Below are 19,911 nucleotides of genomic sequence, written 5' to 3' on the forward strand. Positions count from 1 at the left end.
GGGGGAGGAAAATGAATCAACCTAATAAAAATCCAAAAAATATACTCATTGGCAAATGGCTGTTCAATGTAATCAGCCTTAACGACAAACCTCTTTTTGATCAGTTTATTAAGGAAAGCGAATATCCAGCCACGGTCTGGTCCTCTAACTTTGCTTACCTATGGGCATCTTCACAGTCTAGAAACAGGAAAACTGTTTGGAAAATCATTGATGGTATGTTAGTACCATTTTTTTATAATGTGAAACATCTATTTCTTTCTCTTGTTTGTCTGCCTTTTGGAAAAGGAGATGCAGAACATGTCATTAAAGTTCTATATAAATGCATATCATACTGCTCTAAGTTTAATAAATTTACGGGAAATCAGAGATATAGCAGAATCCGGACTATTAACGAAGCCCAACTGCAATTTTTACAATCCTCCGAGAATTTTGATCAATGTTTCCACCCTAAGAAGCTAATAGGGGTTGAGAGGCATTATAGTGTTCAAAAACTCATCAACTTGTCTGGAAAGGAATTCGCATACGTCCGCAGAAAGATCAATAAATTTCATCGTAATTATCCTCAAGCTATTATTCGAAAATATAAAGCAGATACCGACTACCATAAAGTAATGGAATTTAATAATCATTGGGAAAGCGAGCAAGATAAATCCATATTTGATGGTACGTACTTTAAGGAAATCCTACAGCACCCAGATGAGTTGGACCACACGGTTTTAGTTGTTGAAATTGATGGCCAAATTGTTGGTATGACATCAGGAGGTTGTTTGCCAACAGGTCAATCCTGGGCGTGTTTAAGGAAAGGTGACCATAAGGTTGAGGGACTAGCGGAGCTGCTTTTATGTGAATTGGCAAAAGAAAGCTATAAGGTCAATTTCTCTATTGAATACATGAATGACGGCAGTGATTTAGGAGATAAAGGGTTAAGGTTCTTCAAAGAACGGTTTAGACCAGAATTAAGTTTAAACCGCTATCGGGTTTACCTTAAAAATTCTAATGATCACTAAACTATGAAAATTGTATTTTGCTCGTTAAATTGCTAAATATAGTGTGCACCTTAAACGGATTTAAGGTGTTTTTCTTGTTTGATATTCCACAGTAAAACAACTCCTAATATTGACCTAAATCAAGGTAAAAGATGTTTTGGCTCGTTAAGATTAGCGTATAAAAGTTAAAGGGAGCAGAATATCATGATAAAATTAGGATTACTACATATAAGAGAGACAAAAATGGCAATCGTATGGACTATATTACGAATATGGTTAGGGCTTCAATGGATAGAAGCGGGTTATGATAAAATTAACTCTGGATTTGAAGTAAGTGGATTTTTAGAAGGCACAATTGCAAATGCAAGAGGAGAGCATTCGAACGTTCAAGGATGGTATGCTGGTTTTATCGAAGGATTTGTGCTGCCAAATACAGAGTTTTTTAACATCCTTATCCCTTGGGGAGAATTTCTTGTTGGTTTAGGATTATTATTAGGGTTAGCAACAATACCAGCATTAATTGGCGGTGCCTTCATGAATCTTAACTTTATTTTGGCGGGGATTGGATTATCAGGACCAGATTCAAAGTTTTTTGCTATAGCAATGATTCTATTATTTATTGGAAAAGGCAGGTATTATTACGGCCTAGATAGATTTGTTATCCCATACATAAAAAAGCATATTTCTACAAAAAAGAAGTATCTTGCAAATTAATGGTAAGGATATCACAGGGCTATAGGCCTTTCAGGAATAAAGCTCAATTAAAAGAGAAAACAAGGAAGGGAGAAAACCATATATGGCATTCTCCCTCTCTTGTTTGTTATGGTCTGATTATCGTATACCTCTTTAATAGACAACAACGGGTTCGTATACACTTAGATTGTCATAAACGGCTTTCATCATACTAGGGGAAACATTGACACACCCGCCGGAACCTCCTGTAAGATAGGCATTGCTGCTCCAATTTGTCCGCCAGCCAGCATCGTGGAAGCCTTGCCCGCTGTTTGTAAATGGTGCCCAATAATCTACTTCGACAGCATAATCGGCTTTACCAACTGCGCTTCCTTTGAGTGTGTATGGTGTACGTTTGAACAATACATACCATACACCTGGAGAAGTATCCTCTTTCGTACTATGTTTACCTGTAACCACATTGGTTGTCAGAACTAAATTTCCATCCCTATATAGCCAGATACGCTGCTCTTTAATAGAAACCTCAGCATAGGTGTTACCGATTCCATTGTTCGTCGTAGTTTCATAGCCATAGCCTTCATTGCTCCAGCCATTTCCATGTATATTCGCAGCAGAAACCAATTTCTCTCCTTTTTCAAAAGCTTCTTGAATTAGTAAGGTTTCCTTTTCTACATCAAGCGCCCAGCCGTACCCCTGTCCTTTAACCGATATCACGGAACCTGAATGGGTCTTAAAGGAAAAATCTTTACCTAATGTAGATTGAATATCATTAATTTCATTAATCTTCGTTTTGAAATGGCTTGGGTCTATCGTAACCTTCATATCGGCAGACACAGAAGCATCTTTGATAAAATCGCTGCCTTTTAAAGAATAAACCTTATCCTGTACCTTATAATCGACACTATGCTGCAGGAGCTCCTCCAGCCTTTTCTCTGCATTAGTGACAATCTCACTGTCTTTTTTAACAGGTTTCATGAAGACTGGGTTCAGGTGAATCTCACCTAAATACTTTTGCTTTTCATATTCCTTTAATAGACTAGTAACATCATATTGTGTCCCATCGATGCCATCTATAATCTCTACTTTACCTTGTTTAAGAATTACCTGTGCATCTTTCGGTGCTTGCAAATTCTGATTCAGTGAGTTGATTTTCTGCTCTAGTTCACTTTTCAGCACACTGCTTAAATAATTGTCTTGTTGATCTGGCAGTAATGTATAGTTTTTTTCCTTAAAAGAAGGGAAAAATGTCCACTGACTTTTTAGTAGTTTTTTAATTGCCGGCAGATCCTCTTTTTCTGTATAGCTCAACTGAATATCTTCTCCATCTAAAATTTGCTGCTCTCCAATATAGATTTCATTTTTCAAAACAGATGTTTGCAGCGCTTTTAGTGCTTCGTCAGCAGTTAAACCACTAACTTCTATGCCATTAATAGTCTTATTACCATTAAAATGGTTTGCTTGATAATAGCTTATGGCTCCTAATAGGAGTGCAATCATAATAATGATAGCTATGGTGATGAATTTCCAATTTTTATACCACTTTACTGATTTATGATGTGAGTAATTCATTTCCCCCATTGGCTGCTCTGCAATATTTCCCACAATGTTCCCCTCCACATACCTTTGACACCAGATTTAGCTTTTATCAAAGTTTCCAATTATCCTATCTTACTATATAACTTTCATTACCATTCTACTAGATAGAAATGCATAAACTTTGTCGTTATATGTAATTTTTATAATTAAATATAAATGCATTTTAACAAAATTTTGGAAAATATGCTCATTATCTGATTATAAAATATTTTCGGTCTACTTACGATTGTATATAAACGATATATCGATTATAATTACCGATATAAGTAAGGAGGAATAAAATGAAAAGACGAAGAGGCTTTGTTCAAATAGCTATACTGCATTTGTTGAAGGAAGAGTCCATGCACGGGTATCAAATCATGAAGGAGTTGGAAGAACGCTCCCTCGGTGCTTATTCAGCAAGTGCTGGAACAGTCTATCCCGCACTTCAAGAATTAGTGGACCAACATTTAATAAAACTGGAGGCGGACTCAGATAAGAAGGTATATTCCATCAATGAAGAAGGCAAGCGCCGCTTAGAAGAAATAGCTTTACATAAGGAAGGCGATTTTTGGGTGGAATGGAAAGAGAGAATGATATGGAAAAAGTCTGATGAATCGGTGCAATTAAAGGAAGCAATGGACAGGTGGGAGGCAGAATTTCGAAAAGCAGTAAAGCAAATAAGAGGGAATAAAGAAAGTGTAGTTGAACTGATCGCCTTTATCGATGAAATGACACAACGTTTAAAAAACAAAAGTACGAAGTAAGGAGAAATGCATGAAAGCCATGAAAAAGTTACTGCACTATATGGCGCCATATAAGTTCTTTGCTATTATCGGACCGCTTTTAATGTGTGTAGAAGTGCTAATGGATCTGCTGCAGCCAACGATCATGCAGAAGATGATTGATACAGGCATTGTCAATCAAGATAATGCCTATGTCATAAAACTTGGTCTGCTGATGCTGCTAAGTGCGATTATTGGGCTTATTGGGGGGGCAGGGAGCTCAATATATGCTGCAAAATCTGCTGTTCATTTTGCAACAGATATTCGCCGTGATGTGTTTAAAAAAATGGAACAGTTTTCAAATCAAAATACAGATTCATTTGGTACAGGTAAATTAATTACCATCGCGACCAGTGATGTTGAGACACTTAAACAGGCTGTCATTATGACATTACGTATGTTTATTCGGGGACCGTTGTTGTTTATCGGGTCTGTTGTCATTGTTTGGGTCACTGCCCGAGAACTATTTCCAGTGCTGCTTGTTGTTATACCAATTCTAGTTGCCTGTATCTATTTCTTCTCAGTAAAGTCGGGAAAACTTTTTTTGAAAGTACAAAAGGCGATGGATCAGGTGAATACGAAGCTGCAAGAAATGCTAGCAGGAATTCGGGTGATAAAGGCTTTTGATCGCCAGGATTATGAAAAGAACCATTTTAAAACTGTAAATGATTTATTAATGAAGAGAAATATGACAGCTGAACAGCTAATTTTAACTCTAATGCCTATTATGATGTTTATCGTAAATATAGGAATGATTGCCGGGCTATGGATGGGGGTCATAAAGGTAAATGAAGGCACCCTTCAAGTCGGGGTTATTTTAGCTTTTATAAATTATTTAAACATTATGATGAATGGATTAATGAGCAGCAGTCATGTATTAATGCAGATTGCGCGTTCTTTTTCTTCTGCTGAACGAATTAATCAGGTTCTTGACACAGAAATTGATATTACTGAACCAAATAAGCCGGCTGCTATGGATTGCTTTAATGGGGAAGTAGAATTTAGAGATGTGAACTTCAGCTATAGTAAAAATGGGAATTATGTACTTCAAAATATTTCCTTCAAGGCTGCTCCTGGGCAAACCATTGGGATTATCGGTTCAACAGGCAGCGGGAAATCTACCCTTGTTAAATTGATTCCACGCCTGTATGATCCAGATTCGGGAGAGATATTGGTTGACGGGGTAAACATAAAGGATTTATACCTTGAGAAACTCCGTACAGCAATTGGATTTGTTCCACAAAAGGCCACGTTGTTTTCAGGATCCATTGAGAGCAATCTACGTTTTGGAAAAGAAGAAGCAACAGAACAAGACTTAGAACAAGCTGCGCATTCAGCTGCTGCCAGTGAATTTATAGACAGACTTGATGAAGGATTTGCTTACAACCTGATGCAAGGAGCCGCAAATTTATCTGGAGGTCAAAGACAGCGGTTAGCCATGGCGCGTGCTTTCATCCGTGAAGCAAATATTTTGATATTAGATGATTCAACCTCTGCCATTGATGCCTTGTCGGAGGCAGCAGTACAACAGGAACTTAGAAAGGAATATCCCGATGCGACTGTGTTTATTATTTCATCAAAAATATCCTCCATTCGCGGGGCAGATCAAATCCTTGTGATGAAGGATGGGAAACTTGAAGCCATTGGGACACATGAAGAATTAATTAAAAATAGTAAGGTTTATAGCGATATAAATATTTCACAGAGTGGAAGGGAGGTTCAATACGGATGAGTAAACCTGTCTCAGAGCCTAATACCAATTTTTTGAATAAAGTCCGCGGTCCAAGAGGGTTAAGCGGACCGGTGGTAAAGGCTAAGGATTGGAAGGGAACGATAAAACGGATCTGGCTGTATATGGAGAAACAAAAAGCAGCGCTGATCGCTTCTATTGTATTTGTTATGGTTTCTACTTTGTTGAGTCTTCTTGGTCCTTATATGATTGGGATTATTATTGATGAATATATCATTCCTAAGGATATAGCTGGAACAATCAAGTTTTTGGTTCTCCTAACAGCTGTCTATTGCGCGACTGTATTGTTTACTTGGCTGCAATCGTTTATGATGGTTCGGGTTTCGATACAAACGATACGGAATTTGCGGCAGGATTTATTTGATAAATTTCAAACCTTATCTTTACGATTCTTTGATAAACGAACACATGGCGATCTTATGAGCAGGGTCACGAATGATATTGATAGTTTGAATAGTGCTCTAAGCCAAAGTATCATACAAATCTTCTCTTCCATTCTAATGCTTTTAGGTGTAACGGCTGCGATGTTTTCACTTAATTGGGTATTGGCCATTGTGTCACTTTTAGTTATTCCGCTTATTGTTTTTACCACAAAAAAACTGATTACCTACAGCAGCAGTCACTTTATTAAAAGGCAGCGGGATTTAGGTGAATTAAACGGGTTTATTGAGGAATCAATCTCAGGAAACGAAGTGGTAACGCTTTTTGGGAAAGAGGGAAAAATGAATCAGCAATTCTCTGAAATCAATGAACGTCTGCGTCAATCAGCTATGGATGCGGATACGGTATCTGGATACCTTGGCCCTGTTAATAACTTTATAAACAATTTAGGACTTTGTTTAATTATTGCAATTGGAGCAGTAATGACGGTTCAGGAATTAGCCTCTGTTGGTATTATTGCGGCCTTTGTGACTTACTCCCGGCAATTCTTTAGGCCAATCGCACAGCTTTCTAACCTCTTGAATATGTTTCAATCGGTTATTGCGGGTGCGGAGCGTGTATTTGAAATCATGGATGAAACACCTGACATGATAGATAAGGAGAATGCGGTTGTTGTAGATTCGTTTAAAGGTAATGTTGAATTCTCCCATGTCCACTTCGGTTATGAGAGGGAAACACCAATATTGAAAAATATCCATTTTGAAGTAAAACCAGGTGAGAAGATTGCTCTAGTAGGTCCAACGGGATCAGGAAAAACAACGATTATCAATCTACTCATGAGGTTCTATGATGTAACAGAGGGTGTGATCAAACTAGATGGACTGGATATTCGTGATTATCAGATAAGCGGGCTGCGGAAAAAAGTAGGAGTAGTGCTTCAGGATACTTTCTTATTTTCAGGCAGTATTATGGAGAATATTCGATATGGACGTTTAGAGGCAACAGATGAAGAGGTCATAACTGCCGCAAAAATGGCGTCAGCACACCAATATATTAAGCATTTGCCTAAAGGCTATCAAACTAGTATAACGTCAGGCGGATATAATTTAAGCCAGGGACAGCGCCAGTTATTAGCGATTGCCAGAGCTATATTAGCCAATTCAGATATATTGATCCTTGATGAAGCGACATCCAGTATTGATACCACTACCGAAATTGAAATTCAAAAGGGAATCAATGCACTAACTCAAGGAAGAACAAGCTTTATTATTGCACATCGCTTGAAAACAATTGAAAATGCCGACCGAATCTTAGTCATCCATCAAGGGGAAATAATTGAAACAGGAACACATCAAGAGCTTTTAAAAAATAAAGGATTTTATTTCAACATGTATGAAAGTCAGTTTAAAAAATAAAGCTCTGTTAAAACTGAATGTTGTTTTCACTGTGTTTGGAAAATAAGCGGAGAATTTCCGTTTAAATTGGGAAATACCTATATTTCCTTATAAATAGGCGGAGTTTTTCCGCTTATTGTATCCAAACCCTTGGTATTTGTCTTTTTCATAGCAGTTAAGCGGAATATCTCCGCTTATAGCTGCTTCATAAGTTCCTCTTTAAACAATAGCCGGAAATTCTCCGCCTAAGAATTCTCACCCCTACACGAAAATCAACGATGAATAATAACAGAGCCAAAAGTAAAGAGAGGGAGAAATACCATTTGGCATTTCTCCCTCTCTTATTTTTATAATAGAAAGATTTTACTCTTCCCCTACATCTGCCCATTTGTATTCGTAAGTTGCACCGAATGGATTGATGAATACACCTTCAATTTTTGGAGAAACCAATTGTGCTCTAGATGCTTGGTATACAGGAGCAATTACCGCATCTTCAAATAGCAATTTTTCTGCTTTTAAGAAGTTTTCATAACGTGCTTCATTATCTGTAGCAAATTTTGTAGCTGTTTCACTCACTAATCGGTCATATTCTGCACTGGAATATCCAGTCATATTGTTCCCGCCATCTGTAATCCATAAGTTCATGTAAGTGTATGGATCAAGGAAGTCAGGACCCCATCTAGTAAGCTGAAGCTGATAGTCCATAGCTGTATCTAAATCAAGACGCTGCTTTTTTGGAACTTGTTTAATGTTAATCTTTAATCCTTCTAAATTTGTTGAGAGTTGGTTTGCAACATATTCAACTAAGTTTTTAGTTGTTTTGTCATCATCTGCAAGAAACTCAAGTTCAACAGAGTCAGTACCTAACTCTTCTAATCCCTTTGCCCAGAAATCTTTAGCTGCTTCAAGGTCATACGTTACAAGGTCGCCGCTTACTTTACGGAAATCATCACCTGTTTCAGGCATTGGTGTAAAGTCTCTCGGAACTAATCCGTTTGCAGCAATAGAACCGTTATTAAGAATTTCACCTACTAACGCTTCCTTATCGAAGGCTCTGCTAAGTGCAGCACGAATATTCTTATTAGCTAGTGCTTCTGATTTTGTTTGATTAAACTTTAAGAAATAAACAAATGTATCTGCTGAAACTACATAATCATCATCTGTTGAAAACTGGTCAACAAGATCAGATGTTAAATCCATTCGATCAACTGTTCCTTCTTCGTATAAATCTAGAGCCGTTTGAGGATCTTTAACCACTTTGAAAGTCAATTTATCCATTTTTACTGTTTTATTATCCCAATAGTCTTTGTTCTTTGCCAGGTCCCATGAATCACCAGTACTAGTCCAGTTGTTCATGGTGTAAGGGCCATTTGCTAATAAGTTTTCTGAACTAGTCGCAAATTTATCGCCTTTTTCTTCCACAAACTTTTTGTTTAATGGAAGGAATGTTCCAAATGTCGTTAATGTTTCAAAGTATGGTGTTGGATTTTCTAATTCAACTACTAGTGTATAATCTCCATCAGCTTTAGCTCCTAATTGATCAACAGATGCTTCACCTTTGCTGATTGCAGTTGCATTTTTAATTACTCCACTCATCATATACGGGCCATATTCAGATGCTGTAGCTGGATCAACGGCACGCTGCCAAGAGTATACAAAGTCATGAGCGGTTACTGGGTCACCATTTGACCACTTTGCATCCTCGCGTAATGTAAAGGTCCATGTTAGACCATCTTCACTTACTTTATGTTCGGTAGCAATACCAGGTGTTGGTTGTGTTTTTTCATCTAAACGATATAAACCTTCCATTGTTGCTGCTAGATAGATAAAGGAAGATTCGTCTGTAGCCAGTGATGGATCCATTGATGGAATCGCTTCTGGGTTTAAAAAGTTAAGTACCTTTTCCCCTTTTTCCTCTTCTTTTGCATCTGTACCGGCAGGTTCTTTTGACTCATCCCCGGAGCAGGCTGCTAGTACACTTAATACCAAACCAAATGTTAACAGCAATAACCAATGTTTGACCTTCATTCGTTTTTCCCCCTAAGTTAATTTTAATTCTGAATATTATATATCTACAGAAAATTGAGACTCTAAGATTGATTATACTCACTAACTTGTTTTCTTGTAAAGTATTGTTGGATAATTTAGGTAGTGAATTTATTAGATATAGAGTAGGAGACTAATATAAAAAAGCCCTGAAATTCAGGACTTTTTTATATTAGTCTATAATTTTTAGAGAAATTTTCATTGCTTCATGGTCATCGGCGGCACCGCAAATAGTAGAACAAATTAGTTCATATTCACCTGTTGTGTCTGCAGTAAACTCAGAAGGAGTGTCAGCTTTGAGGTCAATTCCTAAGTCTTCATTACTAATAGTATGCATTCCTTCTTCGTTTACTAAGTTAATTTTAACCTTTGTACCCTTTTTTATAGTCAACTCTTTATCAGAAGTGAAATCCCAGTTAGTAGCAGTGATCGTAAACTCTTCTACATCTGAAGCTGTTGTTGTATCAGCAGCAGTGGTTTCTTCACTAGCTTCTGCACTCTTTGCCTCATCATCAGATCCCCCGCAAGCTGCTAATCCAACTGTTAATGCACCTGCTAATAATAATAATCCTAATTTCTTTATCATCTTGATTCTCCCTTTCCTCTTTGATTTACTATTTAAATTTAACGGATAAATTCATCCATTTCCTTGACCTAAGTCAAGAAAAAATAGTTTTAGAAGATGCAGGAGTATTTGAAAAATTAGGTTTATTGATTCGTCTCCAATATTTCCTCCATTTTATCTGATATTAATGGATAAAAATAACTCTTGGCACTGGCTGTAGAATTACCCCCAAAAAAGGCAGTTCCTGGACAAGATTTAACATTATAGCTGGCTGCAGCATCTAAGACTCTTTCTTTCGTCTTCAAGTGCCACCAATGGTGATAGGTAATACTGTCAATAGAAGGGATTAAACCAAACTTAATACATAGCAAGGCATTGATATAAATGATTGTGTCTTTTTGTTCCTTTGTCATAACATCATGACCGATATCAAAATTTCCAATATGTTCGATAGCAATACCAATGGAGTTTGCCTTTTGACCAATCGTACCTTCAGGAATGTCGTTTAATGGTCTTGATATTGCAACTTTCCCATCAGGAAAGGTTGTAATGTTTTGGGCAATGTTACTCCAGCCCATTGTTTTCTTGTGATGATTCTCCATCCCCAGGAGCATCTGAAAATGATTGGATCCAGTAAAGTGTTTATAGGATGGCAGCCAAGTATGATGCTGCTGGATTAATCGGATTTCTCGGGTTACCTCGGTGTTGTACAGCCAATCCTTAAATTCTTCCTTCGTCATTAAGATGTGCTGTCCCTGTACTTCTTCTGCAAAGACTGGAGCTATAGGCAGGAAAGTAAAGGAGAAAATAATTCCAATCGTAAATACAAGATTTTTCCTCATATTGTTCTCCTTTCAAGACTTTTATGCTTAGTTTTGTAGAACACCAATAAGATTATTCTCCCTCCCTATACTAAAGATGAGTTATATTAAAAAATTCCTCAACACTTCACAATCCTTGAACGTTATCTATATGAAAGCGATAAAAATGACAAACCTTGGAGAAGGAGGAAAAACAATGACCATAACTATTTTCTTTTTCACCATTAGTATAAAAAAGCGGGAAATTTCCCTTGATGAGGCTATCCATAGAGAAGTGGTTGAAAGACGTATGCAGGAAAGTGCGGAACGAAACTTTCAAATGATGGGGAGATATTAATTCTAAACAGTACAAAAGAGACCGCTGCGATTTCACGGTCTCTTTCGTTATTATACTAAACTTCAAATTCACTCATTAATGCATGAGTATTATCTTCACTGTCCTTGAAAAAGGCCATCCATGTTTCGGTCTTTCCCATTTTTGCAATAAGGTGAGGTTCGTCAATAAAGATGACTTCCTTATTTAGTAAATCTTCATAAGCCTCGTTGATGTTTTCCACTTGAAAATAAATAGTGGAGCTGTGCTGAGCAAACTCCTCATTCTCAGGAACACTTAGCAAAAGACGAAGTCCATTGCATTCAAAAAATGCTAACCCATTAGACGTAAATAAAAGAGTCAACCCGAGTTTTTCCTTATAAAAATTCACGGCCCGTTCTACCTGTTTTACTGGAACGGCAATTTGACCAGCTTTTTGAATCAAAGTATTCCCCATTGTAAAATTTCCCCTTTGGTATAACTTAATTTTCAGATAGTTAATTATAACCATTTTTTAAATAACATAGTAAAGGAAAATTAAAATAATAAGCAGCGATAGTAGTAATGCTGCCTGGAATTTAATACGTTGGTAGAGTGAGGCGTTAAACTTTTCTGATGGCAGTGGTTTTTCACGCCATTCTTCTAGATAATCGTCCCTTTTAAACATAATACTGTTAAATCTTCTAAATCCGTATGTAACACCGTCAAAAAAGCCCCCTTTAATCGTGTACATTAGTAAAAAAGTAATGAGATAAAGGATGCTAAGATAGAATAAAGAGTTAATAAAGTTCAGGAAACTATAATTAGATGAAAAAATAAAAAAGATCATAAGGGTGATTAAAAGATTGAGTATAAAAAACTTCCATTTGTTTTTAAACATTTCGTCCACCTTATCATTCAAAAAAATTATTTTAGACTTGCCCAAAAGAATAAGGGTATTTTAACCTAATATCCTCTGAAAGTATATAATATCAGTATTTTATCTCTAAATAAAAGTAAGCGCATTCCTATTTTAAAATAAAGCTTTTCTGAATTTCAAAAGAAAAAGCATTGATATATCAACTGTAATGCTGTTGTAATTTATAATGATATAATAATTTTTTGACTCTTTTATATATTTAGTCTTTACAAGAGTAGTATAAAAATAGTATGATTTCTTTAGCTTCTTTTTTAAGAGCGAATTGACAGAAAAATAAAACAATAGGAGGTCATTTTCTTATGAAGAAAAAGTATGCATGGCTTTTAGCTTTGAGCCTTGTGCTAAGCATGTTTTTAGCAGCTTGCTCAGGTGGCGAAAAGAATACAGCTGATGATGATAAAAAACCAGCTGATGATGCGCCAGAAGTAGAACAAGTATTAAACTTTATTAATGGTGACACAATTCCTTCAATGGACCCTGGTATGGTAACAGATGAATACGGGATCCAATTCACGGCTGCTATTATGGAAGGTTTATACCGTCTTGATGAAAACGGAAAACCAACTGAAGGTATTGCTACTAAGCACGAAGTAAGTGAAGACGGTAAAACTTGGACTTTCACTTTACGTGAAGATGCAAAATGGGAAAATGGCGAGCCTGTAACAGCTAACGACTTCGTATTTTCTTGGCGTCGTGCAGTAGACCCAAATCAAGGATCTGAATATGGTCCATACATGATGGGCGGCGTTATCAAAAACGCAACTGCTGTTAACAAAGGTGAAGTTCCTTTAGATCAATTAGGTGTTAAAGCTGATGGTGATTACAAACTAGTTGTTGAACTTGAAAATGCAACTCCTTATTTTGAATCTTTAACAACCTTCCCAACTTTCTTCCCATTAAATGAGAAGTTTGTAACGGAAAAAGGTGACACATATGCAACTAGCGCTGATACATTATTATCTAACGGACCATTCAAGTTCTCTTCATGGACTAGTACTGCTAACGAGTGGGAATTAGTTAAGAACCCTGATTACTGGGATGCAAAAACTGTTAAGTTAGAAAAAATGACTTATGTAGTAGTTAAAGAACCTCAAACAGCTGTTGACTTATATGAAAAAGGTGAAATTGACCGTGCTGGTTTATCATCTGACCTAGTTGACCAATACTCAACTCATGATGATTACACAGTAGAACCAGATAATTCTGTATTCTACATTAAGATGAACCAAACTAAAAATCCAGCTCTTAAGAACGTAAACGTACGTAATGCAATTGCTAGAGCATTTGATAAGCAAGCATTAGTAGATGAAATCTTAAACAACGGTTCTATCGTTGCTAATGGTTTAGTACCAAAAGATTTCGTTCCAACTCCAGATGGTAAAGACTTCCGCGAAGCTAGCGGCGATCTTATGGAATTCAATGTAGAAGAAGCAAAGAAATACTGGGAAAAAGCTTTAACTGAACTAGGAACTGATTCAGTTGAAATCGAATTCCTTGGCGGCGACAACGAAGTTTCTAAAATGATGAACCAATATCTTGCAAACCAATTATCAACTAACCTACCTGGTTTAAAAGTTACTTTAAAAGAAGTACCATTTGAACAACGTCTAGAATTAGACACAGCTATGGATTATGACATGCAGTTTGCTGGATGGGGACCTGACTTCCTTGATCCATATACCTTCATGAATCTTTGGTTAACTGGTGGCGGAAACAACCAAATGGGCTACTCTAACCCAGAATATGATAAGCTAATTAATGAAACCGCAACAACTTTAGCTTTAGATCCAGAAAAGCGTTTTGAAAACTTCTTAAAAGCAGAAAAAGTCTTATTTGAAGATGCAGCAATTGCTCCTGTATATCAAAGAGCTGGTGCTCTATTAGTTTCTCCGAAAGTTCAAGGTGTATTTACAAACCAATTCGGAGCAACTTACGAGTACAAATGGGCTAGCGTTGGAGCAGAAGAATAATTATTAGTAACTTAATAGTGTAGAATATGCTATTATCAAAAATTGAAGGGAGTGTATGCTAACAGGCATATACTCTCTTTTCTCCTGTTTGGACTTGAATATTCCGATTATAACAAAAATTTATAATCGACAAGATATAACATATAATAAAGAGAAATTTAGGAGGTGCAAAAATGACTCGATATATACTCCGTCGTGTATGGTATATGCTATTAACATTATTTATTATTGCCACTGCCTCGTTCTTTCTTATGAAAATTTTGCCGGGTAGCCCGTTAAATGCAGAAGATAAATTGAGTGAAGAACAAAAAGAAATTATTTTAGAAAAGTATGGGTTGAATGACCCGGTGCCGGTTCAGTATGCAAAATATCTGGGCGGACTTGTACAAGGTGACTTAGGTGTATCCTTTAAGTTTGACAATACACCGGTTACACAAATTTTGGTAGATAGAATCGGGCCATCTGCACTATTAGGTTTTCAAGCACTAATTGTAGGTTCGATACTTGGGATATTCCTTGGATTAATGGCATCGATTTTCCGTAATAGTCCGATTGACTTCTCTTCAACAATTATTGCGGTAATAGGTACATCGATACCATCATTCGTATTTGCAGGATTACTTCAGTATGTATTTGCTGTAAAATTAGGCTGGTTCCCAGTAGCATTATGGGGAACGTTTGAGCACACTATTTTACCTACTATTGCTTTAGCTATTCATCCATTGGCAACGGCTGCACGTTTTACTAGAACAGAAATGGTCGAGGTTTTACATTCAAATTACATCATTACTGCACGGGCAAAAGGTGTTGCTGAGTCTGGAATTATTTTGAAGCATGGTTTGCGAAATGCACTTATACCTTTGATTACTGTTTTAGGTCCAATGGCAGTTGGTTTGATGACTGGTTCTATGGTTATTGAACAAATCTTTGCTATTCCAGGAATTGGCGAGCAATTCGTTACCTCTGTTATGGTAAATGATTACCCTACTATTATGGGTACAACATTATTATTTGCATTTGGATTTATTTTGATTATCTTAATCATTGACCTCCTATACGGATTGATTGATCCTAGGATTAGACTAGCAGGAGGTAGTAAATAAAATGGATAAAAATAACCTAAATAACATACCAAAAGATTTATTTGTTCCTCTTGTTCGTAAAGAGGATACAAGTGAAAAAATTTCTACACCGAGCAGAACGTTCTTTCAGGACGCCAAAAGAACACTTTTCAATAATAAACCTGCTGTTTTCAGCATGATTCTTATCGTTTTGATTATCATTATGAGTATCGCTGGTCCATGGATGAACAATTTCGGTTCTGATGAGCAGGATTTGAAAAGAGCAAAAATGCCTCCACGTATACCCGTTTTGGAGAATGTCTCATGGCTTGGACTTAATGGGACATTATCTGGGAATTTCGAAGGTAAAGATGTTACCCAGGCAACGAATAAAGCAAATGCTAGATTTGATAATAAAAAAGAATTTATTGATATTGAAGTAATAAATAAAGGTGATGGAACTAGAAACTCTGCTGAGGTTAAAGCAACCTATCATATTTATGAAGCAAAAGATATGAAGGATACTTATTTTTGGTTTGGCAGCGATGCTTTAGGCCGTGACCAATGGACAAGGCTTTGGGAAGGTACAAGGGTTTCCTTAATCATCGCTTTTGTTGCTGCATTACTTGACCTTGTTATTGGGGTTTCTTATGGCGGGATCTCTGCATTTTATGGCGGAAAAGTCGATAATGTCATGCAGCGTATCGCTGAGATATTAGTTGGTATTCCTAACTTAGTTATAATTCTCTTAATGATGCTGGTTCTTAAGCCAGGTATTATATCGATCGTAATTGCCTTAACCATAACAGGCTGGATTGGTATGTCCCGAATTGTTCGTGGTGAAGTATTAAAGCTGAAAAACCAAGAGTTTGTTTTAGCTTCAAGAACGCTGGGAACTTCGAATGGGACTATTATTAGAAAACACTTAGTACCAAACATCAGTGGTATCATTATTATCAACACGATGTTTTCAGTTCCAGGAGCAATCTTCTTCGAAGCATTCTTAAGCTTCATTGGATTAGGTATTGTTCCGCCAGATGCTTCACTTGGTTCTTTAATTGACCTTGGGTTTGATAACCTCAGACTTTATCCATACATGCTTGTGTTCCCGGCAATTGTAATCTCTGTCCTAATGATTGCATTTAACATTGTTGGTGATGGTTTGAGAGATGCATTTGATCCTAAAATGCATAAATAAGAAGGTAGGTGTTTAATAAATGAGTAAGTTATTGGAAGTCAAAGATTTAAAAGTATCATTTAACACCTACAATGGTGAAGTACATGCTGTTCGGGGTGTTACCTTTGATTTAAATAAAGGGGAAACTTTGGCGATTGTAGGTGAATCGGGTTCAGGTAAGTCGGTAACCTCTAATGCGATCATGAGACTCCTTCCAGAACCACATGGCTTTATTAAGGAAGGACAAATCCTTCTTGAAGGGGTAGATCTTGCTAAGAAATCCATGAAAGAAATGCAAAAGATCCGCGGTAAAGATATCTCTATGGTTTTCCAAGATCCAATGTCGTCCCTAAACCCGACGATGAAAATTGGTAATCAAATCATGGAAGGTTTGATGAAGCACCAGAATATGAGCAAAACAGAAGCTAGAAAAACAGCTCTTGAGCTTTTAACACTTGTTGGTATTCCAAGACCGGATGTACGTATTAATCAATATCCTCATCAATTCTCAGGCGGTATGCGCCAGCGTGTTGTTGTAGCGATTGCATTAGCATGTAATCCAAAGATTCTGATTGCGGACGAACCAACCACTGCTCTTGACGTAACCATTCAAGCTCAAATTTTAGAGTTGATGAAGAGCATTCAACAAAAAACGGATAGTGCAATAATTTTTATTACGCATGACCTTGGTGTGGTAGCTAACGTTGCTGACCGTGTTGCTGTAATGTACGCAGGGAAAATTGTAGAAATTGGAACAGTAGATGATATTTTCTACAACCCAAAACATCCATATACTTGGGGATTGATCGGCTCAATGCCTACGTTGGATAGCAATGACGAAGAGCTTTTTGCGATTCCTGGCAGTCCGCCTAACATGCTGACTCCTCCTGTTGGAGATGCATTTGCCGCAAGAAATCAATTTGCTTTAGAAATTGATACAGTAATGGAGCCGCCTATGTTCAAGGTTTCAGACACTCATTATGCTGCAACTTGGCTGCTGCATCCAGATGCGCCTAAAATTGAGCCGCCTGATGCCGTTAAGCACAGGATGCAAGGTTTTGCTCAAACAGGTACTAAGGGCGGTGGAAAACGGTGACAAGAGAAAAGTTACTTGAAGTAAAAAATTTACAGAAACATTTTGCAGTTGGTAAAAAGAATACCATCAAGGCTGTAGATGGTGTCAGTTTTGATATCTATAAAGGTGAAACATTTGGTCTAGTTGGGGAGTCTGGATGTGGAAAGTCTACTACAGGCAGAACAATCATTCGTCTTTATGACGCAACTGGCGGAGAAGTTAAATTTAACGGGGAAGATGTTCACGGTAAGAAAAATAAAGCTGAACTGCTTAAATTTAACCGTAAGATGCAAATGATATTCCAAGATCCTTCGTCATCGTTGAATCCACGTATGACAGTTCTGGATATAATTGCTGAAGGCCTAGATGTTCATAAGCTCGTTAAAAATGAGGCTGAGCGAAAAGCAAAGGTTGAAGAGCTGCTTGAAGCCGTTGGGTTAAACCGAGAACATGCTACTCGTTTTCCGCATGAATTTAGTGGTGGTCAAAGACAGCGTATCGGTATTGCCAGGGCACTTGCAGTTGACCCTGAGTTTATTATTGCCGATGAACCTATCTCTGCCTTGGACGTGTCTATACAAGCACAGGTAGTCAATCTGCTTAAGAAGCTGCAAAAAGAACGCGGATTAACCTACTTATTCATCGCGCATGACCTTTCAATGGTTAAATATATCTCAGATCGTATCGGGGTTATGTATATGGGTAACTTAGTTGAACTCGCTGAAAGTGATGAATTATACAACAATCCTATTCATCCATATACAAAATCATTGTTATCAGCGATTCCTCTTCCAGATCCAAGATATGAGCGTACACGTAAACGTATCAGCTATGATGCGTCCGTACACGGAACAGATAGCGATTTTGAGCTAAGAGAAGTTGTCCCAGGACACTTTGTTCGTTGTACAGCTAAAGAGTTTGAAAGATATCAAAATGAACAAAAGTAAATATAAAAGCACCATGAGAATACTCTTTCGAAAAAATCCTTACTTATAAAAAAGTAAGGATTTTTTTACTCATGGAGTTAGAAATGGTTCATTTCAACTATATAGTTTTTTTCTTTAAGAACCTTAAAAAGCATGTCGATATGTTCGTTATTTTTCGTTTCAACAGAAATTTCTACGCCTGCATACCCAGGATATATATTTTTACCCATTCGGTTTAGGTTAACAGATTGAATATTTGCATCTAGATCTGTTAGAGAGCTAAGAACCCTCTGCAGTTTGCCGGGTTTATCTTCTAAGGTTATCGTAAACGTAGCGTACCTTCCTGATTCGACTAGACCGCGTTCAATAATTCTTGAGATAAAGTTCATATCAACATTTCCGCCGCTTAAAACAGCAACAACCTTTTTGTTCTTTAAATTTATTTTTTCGTATAATAGTGCAGATAGTGAGCTGGCACCAGAGCCTTCTACTAATAATTTATTTCTTTCTAAAATCATAAGCATTGTTCTAGCAATTTCCATCTCATCAACACAAAAGATATCATCCACATATTTTTGAATGATCTCAAAGGTTTTCTGACCTGGCTTTTTAACAGCAATTCCATCTGCCATCGTTGGTTTCGATTCTACCGTTACGGGCCTTTCTTCTTTTAAAGACTGTTTCATGCTGGGGCAGGCAAGTGCCTGAACTCCATATACAGCGATATGAGGGTTTTTCTCCTTAACAGCTAATGCAACCCCTGCAATCAGTCCGCCGCCGCCTACAGGGCAAATAATAGCCTCTACATCAGGAAGTTGATCGAGTATTTCCAATCCGACTGTTCCTTGTCCTGCAATTACAGCGTCATCGTCAAAGGCATGAATAAAAGTGGCATTTCTTTGCTCTTTAAGCTCTAAAGCATAGGCAAGGGCATCATCAAATGTAGACCCTTCTAAGAGTACCTCCGCTCCATATTGCTTTGTCGCCAGCACCTTGCTTAAGGGTGCACCCTTTGGCATCACAATTGTGCAGTTTACTCCGAGCATTTTACTAGAATAAGCGACCCCTTGTGCATGGTTTCCTGCTGAGGCTGCTACAACCCCTTTCTCCAGTTCTTCTTTCGATAAGGATATTAACTTGTTATAAGAACCCCTAGCCTTAAATGAACCCGTTTTTTGAAGGTTTTCAAGCTTCAAATAGACTTCATTATGTGAAAGCTGACTAAACGTCTTAGAATAATCCAGCGGCGTCGTATGGACAACTTCCTTCATTTTCTCACGGGCAATAATAATATCATCTACATTCACAACCATTCCTCCTGCTAACACATTTGTTTATTCTTTAGGATGTGCTGTGAAAAGTAAACTATGTCTTATTTCCGGGAAATAATCCCTCAAAAATGTAGATGGACCTACACTGTTCTTTAGTTGTAGAACATGGAATTGTACTTTTAGTATATTAATTATTTATCAGT

At 37.2% G+C, this 19,911-nt stretch carries 18 protein-coding genes; 11 read left to right on the forward strand and 7 right to left on the reverse strand.

The genetic code is table 11. The features are described from left to right. Positions 1-11: 11 nt before the first annotated feature. Together H0184_RS19755 and H0184_RS19760 are read left to right on the forward strand one after the other, a co-directional pair. Complete coding sequence (locus tag H0184_RS19755) at positions 12-1,007, forward strand: phosphatidylglycerol lysyltransferase domain-containing protein (RefSeq protein WP_221827752.1); 996 nt, start codon at positions 12-14, stop codon at positions 1,005-1,007. A 183-nt stretch (positions 1,008-1,190) separates the two neighbouring features. After that, entirely contained in the window at positions 1,191-1,700 is a 510-nt protein-coding gene (locus tag H0184_RS19760; RefSeq protein ID WP_221827753.1) for a DoxX family membrane protein, read from the forward strand. A gap of 132 nt (positions 1,701-1,832) precedes the next feature. Here H0184_RS19760 and H0184_RS19765 read toward each other — a convergent pair whose 3' ends face one another. Continuing rightward, the gene (locus H0184_RS19765) at positions 1,833-3,284 is read right to left on the reverse strand and encodes a L,D-transpeptidase family protein (RefSeq protein ID WP_396953609.1); all 1,452 of its coding nucleotides are present in this window, start codon (positions 3,282-3,284) and stop codon (positions 1,833-1,835) included. A 272-nt stretch (positions 3,285-3,556) separates the two neighbouring features. On the opposite strand from H0184_RS19765, the gene H0184_RS19770 reads away from it, so the two are divergent. The 3 genes from H0184_RS19770 to H0184_RS19780 are packed head-to-tail and all read left to right on the forward strand — an operon-like array spanning position 3,557 to position 7,585. Continuing rightward, the gene (locus H0184_RS19770) at positions 3,557-4,021 is read left to right on the forward strand and encodes a PadR family transcriptional regulator (RefSeq protein ID WP_221827754.1); all 465 of its coding nucleotides are present in this window, start codon (positions 3,557-3,559) and stop codon (positions 4,019-4,021) included. Between the two features lie 10 nt (positions 4,022-4,031). Continuing rightward, positions 4,032-5,771: an ABC transporter ATP-binding protein gene (locus tag H0184_RS19775; protein ID WP_221827755.1), complete on the forward strand. Its 1,740-nt coding sequence runs from the start codon at positions 4,032-4,034 to the stop codon at positions 5,769-5,771. After that, complete coding sequence (locus H0184_RS19780) at positions 5,768-7,585, forward strand: ABC transporter ATP-binding protein (protein ID WP_221827756.1); 1,818 nt, start codon at positions 5,768-5,770, stop codon at positions 7,583-7,585. Before H0184_RS19775 ends, H0184_RS19780 begins: the two co-directional genes overlap by 4 nt. 342 nt (positions 7,586-7,927) lie before the next feature. Here the strand turns inward: H0184_RS19780 and H0184_RS19785 are convergent, their stop codons facing one another. From H0184_RS19785 to H0184_RS19795, 3 genes are all read right to left on the reverse strand, one after another. Continuing rightward, positions 7,928-9,592: a peptide ABC transporter substrate-binding protein gene (locus H0184_RS19785; protein WP_221827757.1), complete on the reverse strand. Its 1,665-nt coding sequence runs from the start codon at positions 9,590-9,592 to the stop codon at positions 7,928-7,930. Between the two features lie 190 nt (positions 9,593-9,782). Beyond that, positions 9,783-10,196 carry a cupredoxin domain-containing protein gene (locus H0184_RS19790; RefSeq protein WP_221827758.1) on the reverse strand — a complete coding sequence of 138 codons (414 nt, stop codon included), beginning with the start codon at positions 10,194-10,196 and terminating at the stop codon, positions 9,783-9,785. Between the two features lie 122 nt (positions 10,197-10,318). After that, positions 10,319-11,017 carry a peptidoglycan recognition protein family protein gene (locus H0184_RS19795; RefSeq protein WP_221827759.1) on the reverse strand — a complete coding sequence of 233 codons (699 nt, stop codon included), beginning with the start codon at positions 11,015-11,017 and terminating at the stop codon, positions 10,319-10,321. A gap of 175 nt (positions 11,018-11,192) precedes the next feature. On the opposite strand from H0184_RS19795, the gene H0184_RS19800 reads away from it, so the two are divergent. Then, positions 11,193-11,333 carry a YrzI family small protein gene (locus tag H0184_RS19800; protein WP_221827760.1) on the forward strand — a complete coding sequence of 47 codons (141 nt, stop codon included), beginning with the start codon at positions 11,193-11,195 and terminating at the stop codon, positions 11,331-11,333. Between the two features lie 55 nt (positions 11,334-11,388). Here H0184_RS19800 and H0184_RS19805 read toward each other — a convergent pair whose 3' ends face one another. Then, complete coding sequence (locus tag H0184_RS19805) at positions 11,389-11,766, reverse strand: VOC family protein (RefSeq protein WP_221827761.1); 378 nt, start codon at positions 11,764-11,766, stop codon at positions 11,389-11,391. Between the two features lie 57 nt (positions 11,767-11,823). After that, positions 11,824-12,189: a DUF3899 domain-containing protein gene (locus H0184_RS19810; protein ID WP_221827762.1), complete on the reverse strand. Its 366-nt coding sequence runs from the start codon at positions 12,187-12,189 to the stop codon at positions 11,824-11,826. Between the two features lie 338 nt (positions 12,190-12,527). Between H0184_RS19810 and H0184_RS19815 the strand changes: the two genes are divergently transcribed. From H0184_RS19815 to H0184_RS19835, 5 genes are all read left to right on the forward strand, one after another. Further along, positions 12,528-14,198, forward strand: a complete 1,671-nt coding sequence (locus H0184_RS19815; protein ID WP_221827763.1) for a peptide ABC transporter substrate-binding protein — start codon at positions 12,528-12,530, stop codon at positions 14,196-14,198. Between the two features lie 173 nt (positions 14,199-14,371). Next, positions 14,372-15,301 carry an oligopeptide ABC transporter permease gene (gene opp3b / locus H0184_RS19820; RefSeq protein ID WP_221827764.1) on the forward strand — a complete coding sequence of 310 codons (930 nt, stop codon included), beginning with the start codon at positions 14,372-14,374 and terminating at the stop codon, positions 15,299-15,301. A 1-nt stretch (position 15,302) separates the two neighbouring features. Then, positions 15,303-16,457 (forward strand): oligopeptide ABC transporter permease, encoded by a 1,155-nt coding sequence (opp3C, locus tag H0184_RS19825; RefSeq protein WP_221827765.1) that lies wholly within the window; start codon positions 15,303-15,305, stop codon positions 16,455-16,457. A 19-nt stretch (positions 16,458-16,476) separates the two neighbouring features. Next, positions 16,477-17,532 (forward strand): ABC transporter ATP-binding protein, encoded by a 1,056-nt coding sequence (locus H0184_RS19830; protein ID WP_221827766.1) that lies wholly within the window; start codon positions 16,477-16,479, stop codon positions 17,530-17,532. Next, the gene (locus H0184_RS19835) at positions 17,529-18,458 is read left to right on the forward strand and encodes an ABC transporter ATP-binding protein (RefSeq protein WP_221827767.1); all 930 of its coding nucleotides are present in this window, start codon (positions 17,529-17,531) and stop codon (positions 18,456-18,458) included. The genes H0184_RS19830 and H0184_RS19835 overlap by 4 nt, the downstream gene beginning before the upstream one ends. 77 nt (positions 18,459-18,535) lie before the next feature. Here H0184_RS19835 and ilvA read toward each other — a convergent pair whose 3' ends face one another. Beyond that, a complete protein-coding gene (ilvA, locus tag H0184_RS19840) occupies positions 18,536-19,750 on the reverse strand; it encodes a threonine ammonia-lyase (RefSeq protein ID WP_221827768.1) in 1,215 nt (404 codons plus the stop codon). Between the last annotated feature and the right edge of the window lie 161 nt (positions 19,751-19,911).

Source organism: Neobacillus niacini (genome assembly GCF_019749295.1).
GTDB classification, from domain to species: Bacteria; Bacillota; Bacilli; order Bacillales; family Cytobacillaceae; genus Neobacillus; species Neobacillus niacini_D.

What these genes read in the sequence shown, in the direction of transcription:
- H0184_RS19755 (WP_221827752.1), top strand. Translation starts at nt 12, where the DNA reads ATGAATCAACCTAATAAAAATCCAAAAAATATACTCATTGGCAAATGG.
- H0184_RS19800 (WP_221827760.1), top strand. Translation starts at nt 11,193, where the DNA reads ATGACCATAACTATTTTCTTTTTCACCATTAGTATAAAAAAGCGGGAA.
- H0184_RS19785 (WP_221827757.1), bottom strand. Translation starts at nt 9,592, where the DNA reads ATGAAGGTCAAACATTGGTTATTGCTGTTAACATTTGGTTTGGTATTA.
- H0184_RS19780 (WP_221827756.1), top strand. Translation starts at nt 5,768, where the DNA reads ATGAGTAAACCTGTCTCAGAGCCTAATACCAATTTTTTGAATAAAGTC.
- opp3b (WP_221827764.1), top strand. Translation starts at nt 14,372, where the DNA reads ATGACTCGATATATACTCCGTCGTGTATGGTATATGCTATTAACATTA.
- H0184_RS19770 (WP_221827754.1), top strand. Translation starts at nt 3,557, where the DNA reads ATGAAAAGACGAAGAGGCTTTGTTCAAATAGCTATACTGCATTTGTTG.
- H0184_RS19795 (WP_221827759.1), bottom strand. Translation starts at nt 11,017, where the DNA reads ATGAGGAAAAATCTTGTATTTACGATTGGAATTATTTTCTCCTTTACT.
- H0184_RS19830 (WP_221827766.1), top strand. Translation starts at nt 16,477, where the DNA reads ATGAGTAAGTTATTGGAAGTCAAAGATTTAAAAGTATCATTTAACACC.
- H0184_RS19775 (WP_221827755.1), top strand. Translation starts at nt 4,032, where the DNA reads ATGAAAGCCATGAAAAAGTTACTGCACTATATGGCGCCATATAAGTTC.
- H0184_RS19805 (WP_221827761.1), bottom strand. Translation starts at nt 11,766, where the DNA reads ATGGGGAATACTTTGATTCAAAAAGCTGGTCAAATTGCCGTTCCAGTA.
- H0184_RS19760 (WP_221827753.1), top strand. Translation starts at nt 1,191, where the DNA reads ATGATAAAATTAGGATTACTACATATAAGAGAGACAAAAATGGCAATC.
- H0184_RS19810 (WP_221827762.1), bottom strand. Translation starts at nt 12,189, where the DNA reads ATGTTTAAAAACAAATGGAAGTTTTTTATACTCAATCTTTTAATCACC.
- ilvA (WP_221827768.1), bottom strand. Translation starts at nt 19,750, where the DNA reads ATGGTTGTGAATGTAGATGATATTATTATTGCCCGTGAGAAAATGAAG.
- H0184_RS19815 (WP_221827763.1), top strand. Translation starts at nt 12,528, where the DNA reads ATGAAGAAAAAGTATGCATGGCTTTTAGCTTTGAGCCTTGTGCTAAGC.
- H0184_RS19790 (WP_221827758.1), bottom strand. Translation starts at nt 10,196, where the DNA reads ATGATAAAGAAATTAGGATTATTATTATTAGCAGGTGCATTAACAGTT.
- opp3C (WP_221827765.1), top strand. Translation starts at nt 15,303, where the DNA reads ATGGATAAAAATAACCTAAATAACATACCAAAAGATTTATTTGTTCCT.